Origin of the sequence: Gelidibacter mesophilus DSM 14095 (genome assembly GCF_000423005.1) — a bacterium.
Taxonomy (GTDB): domain Bacteria; phylum Bacteroidota; class Bacteroidia; order Flavobacteriales; family Flavobacteriaceae; genus Gelidibacter; species Gelidibacter mesophilus.
On record NZ_AUHD01000036.1, the window covers coordinates 1 to 3667 of the forward strand.

The following is a 3667-nucleotide window of genomic DNA, read 5'->3' on the forward strand; positions in this document are numbered from 1 at the left end:
TCTATTGGTATTTTCAAAAAGGGATATATGGCGAATTTTCGTAAGGGTTTCATTCTTTGTTAGCGTTTTCTGATAATGAAGCACAACGGTTTTGTATATGACTCGTAGCGTGTAAATTAGCGATTAATTTTCGGTTGAGCACGAGCCAGATTTTTAAATTTTACTATTTATCTTTTTTATTGGAAATCGTCAAATTTAAAAATTTGGCGACTTTCCAAATATGCCTTAACTTCGTTTAAGCAACTGCCCAGCTATGAGCTATATACGTTGTTGCCACACGTTTTTTATTCTGCTACAAAATATTCTTTCAGTTGATTGTAACTTAATATGGTCAAAGTAAATCCTGAATCATATTCATCATAACTTAACCAAACTGAATAAGATGGCTGTTCATTTGGATTATCAACATCATATATTCCGTGTACTTCATTAAATCCCCAACTTCTGCCAGTCCAATTCTGTCTATTTTCTAACATATCCAAGTCGTGTATTTCGAGTTCTTCAGTTCCACCATTATCAGCTCCATACATTTTGATTAGTTTTTCTGAAATCTCGACCATATTTACTAAAGAAATGTCCTCGGAAGAAGTAAAAGTTAAGTTTGTTCCTTTTTGAAATGAATGGTCTTTTTCTTTTCCTCCTTGTTGAATTTCCAACGTATTAAAAACACCAAATTCTGACGGATTCAATTCGTAATAATATCTTACATAGCTGATATTCCCATTATCATCATCAACGTTTTCAGTTCTTGAATTTTCTTGTTCTAAAAATAAAGCACTAAAATCTGTTTTAAGTAACTCTGTTATATATCCACTTCTTCGAGAAGTTCTATCTACTTGTTTTTCCGTGTTTTTTGTTACAAAAAGAGAAAACTCATACATTGGATTACTCTTGTATTGTAATAATATGGTTATGTTATCTATCATCCAAAGATTCATAATTTCGTCATCGGTTGATTCGGAAATTCCTTTCGTAAGATTTGATAGTTTTTGCTTGTCTTTAAATGAAGTTGGTAATTCCGCATCAAAATATCCAGTTCCTAATACAGAATATATTATTTCAGCTACGGAATCAATTTTTTCGTAATCTCGAGTAGTTGTATAAAAAATATGCTTTAAATCTCCGTTGTCGTGTTCTTTTAGAAGTATGTTGTTAAATACACCAAAGGCTTTTATATTGAATTTTGTCTTTACTCCAATAACTCCTGATGCTATATCAGCTGGATTCTCAAGTATCTGTTCATATGATTCTGTCCTGAAACTACTTTCACTCAATCCGAGAATTTTCAGTACGTTTTCATTTCCCGATTTTAGTTCGGTTAGAAATTCAGTTAGTGTTGTTTTTATCTTTTTATTGAAGAACATAGGTTTTTTTCAAATGTGTGGCAACGTTTTTATATATGATTTGTTGCGTGTTTCAAGCACTGAATTTAGTAAATAAAACACAAACCAAGAAAATCCGCTAGGATTTTCGTAAGTAGGCTAGAACTAGCAATAAATTATATATGTTGTTGTGCAACGTTATTTTATTTGTTCATCATTTTTAAATATCTCTATCTTAAATTTATTTTTTTCCTCACTTACCAAATAGTCCATTATTAAGTTCATATCTTCCATTAATTTCAGATAAGATAATACAACTTTTAAATATTCACTTTCTTTGGTAAGTCCTTTCCATTTGTCAATAAAAATCGCAATTCGTTTTTCTTTTTGTTTAATAACCTCAAAATAAACTCCAATGTGAAGATGTTCAGCCTTTTCAATGTATATTTCTTTGATGTTATTATCTTCTTGTATTTTGTCAATCTTTATAAAATCCGATTGTAAAATATTTATGAATTTTTTTACTGAATACAGGTATTTGCTCAAATCTTTTGATGCTACAAAATCAAACACTTTTTTATAGTGCATATTTGAATTTGTGTCTTTACTTTTCAAATGGATTATTTCGTTTCGGATATTTTCAATTTCAAGTATTCTACCAATTATGTCACTATTCTTTTTAATATCAAAAGTAGTGTTTGGTAATTCCGGAATGACTTCTTCAATTTTTTCTTTAAAACTAATCCAACGCTCTATATTTTCTTTATTGAGTTTTGTTATTTGTTCTTGGAATTTATTTGAGTTTGATTTTTCCGTTTTCGAGTATATGAAATCGTCAGGAATTATTGAGTTTATAAAAGCCTCAACGGATAAATGTAAGAATATGATTGAACTAATTCTATACTGAATGAATCTGTTAAATATTGGTGTATCTATGAATTTTATTCGGTCAAATTTTTCGGATGCTACATAATGGAATGTATCCGCATATTTATCTGTCCATTGGATTTGTTCATAAGCCATATCGAAATATGCTTGAATTAAATTCGGTGCAACACCAGCGAATATTTTCTTTTTATGAACAAAAGTTGTTGCTTGAAAAACGTCGCCATCTTCGTTTGAGGCAAGTAGATTTGATTTGTGTTGCTTAATTTCTCTCTCCCAAATTTTAAGAGGTTTTTCTTTTAAGGCTTGTTTTACGATTTTCTTCGTTTCCTCACTTTCATTATTCATTACTTCAGGACTTACTTTGAAGATTTTCATTCCCTCAATTCGTGTTTTTTTTAAGTCCATTCTTTCTTTCGTGAGTTTTTTTTAATGTTGCACAACGGTCTTGTATATGGCTCGTAGCGTGTAAATTAGCGATTATGTTCGGTTTAGCACAAGCCAGATTTTTAAATTTTACTATTTATCTTTTTTATTGGAAATCGTCAAATTTAAAAATTTGGCGACTTTCCAAATAAGCCTTAACTTTGTTTGAGTAACTAATTAGCTATGAGCTATATACGTTGTTGTGCGCAGGCTTTCTACGCTTCAATTATTTTGTCAGCTATTATTAAACACTCATCTAAAGTTCCCAATATTCCGATTTGGTTTCTTTCAATGTCTAATAACTTTTTCGCAATTTCAATTCTGTCAGCTCCGTTTTTTTTCAGTCGGAATATTTCTGGAACATAACCTTGATATTCATCTCTTGGCGCAATGTCATTAACTCCAATTGGGTCCCTATCAATCCAAAGAATATCATCGATTTTCTTGTAAATTATTAAATCGGTCGTTGCGGTTATGCTATTTTTAAACCCTTTATTTCTTTGAAAAATCAGAATTGTGGATTTCACTTCTTGATGTAAATGTTCGTCATCAATTAAATCACAATATTGTAAAGCAAACATTGGAATAGCAAATCCGCTATTTGCGTCAAATGGTGCTGATTGTTCCGATGAATTATAAGTGACTTTCGCAACTCTTTCAGCCAATCTCAAATACAATTCAAAATCTTTGTCCGCATTCGATAAATTCAACATTCTTATTTTGGTAAATTGGTCGTGAGCAAGTTTCCATTTTTCTTTCTTCTCAATAATGTCATAAAGTTCTAAAATCTCGACTGGTATTTTTTCTAAATATCTATCAAATCTCGATAAAACCAATCCTGCCCAGTTCGGACGCACAATTTCGGGAACATTTTCAAAAATCCGTTGTCCAATTTTTATATCGGTTTTAATTTTGTTCATCGGTTTTTTAGCTTGCGCACAACGTGTTTGTATATGAGCAGTAGCGGTTTTTATGCACTTACTTTTCGGTTGGCACTGACCTTAAATTTGTACCATAACTTTGGGTAAGCACGA

General features: G+C 30.9%; 3 protein-coding genes. All 3 read right to left on the reverse strand.

Translation table 11 applies throughout. From position 1 onward, the window contains the following. Positions 1-284: 284 nt before the first annotated feature. Complete coding sequence (locus tag G525_RS0117685; RefSeq protein ID WP_027127318.1) at positions 285-1364, reverse strand: hypothetical protein; 1080 nt, start codon at positions 1362-1364, stop codon at positions 285-287. Positions 1365-1520: 156 nt separating this feature from the next. Further along, positions 1521-2615, reverse strand: a complete 1095-nt coding sequence (locus tag G525_RS0117690) for a hypothetical protein (protein ID WP_027127319.1) — start codon at positions 2613-2615, stop codon at positions 1521-1523. Positions 2616-2848: 233 nt separating this feature from the next. Beyond that, complete coding sequence (locus tag G525_RS21940) at positions 2849-3553, reverse strand: hypothetical protein (protein WP_051210010.1); 705 nt, start codon at positions 3551-3553, stop codon at positions 2849-2851. Between the last annotated feature and the right edge of the window lie 114 nt (positions 3554-3667).

Bases quoted from the DNA above. Each gene is read 5' to 3' on its own strand.
- G525_RS21940 (WP_051210010.1), bottom strand. From the start codon at position 3,553: ATGAACAAAATTAAAACCGATATAAAAATTGGACAACGGATTTTTGAA.
- G525_RS0117690 (WP_027127319.1), bottom strand. From the start codon at position 2,615: ATGGACTTAAAAAAAACACGAATTGAGGGAATGAAAATCTTCAAAGTA.
- G525_RS0117685 (WP_027127318.1), bottom strand. From the start codon at position 1,364: ATGTTCTTCAATAAAAAGATAAAAACAACACTAACTGAATTTCTAACC.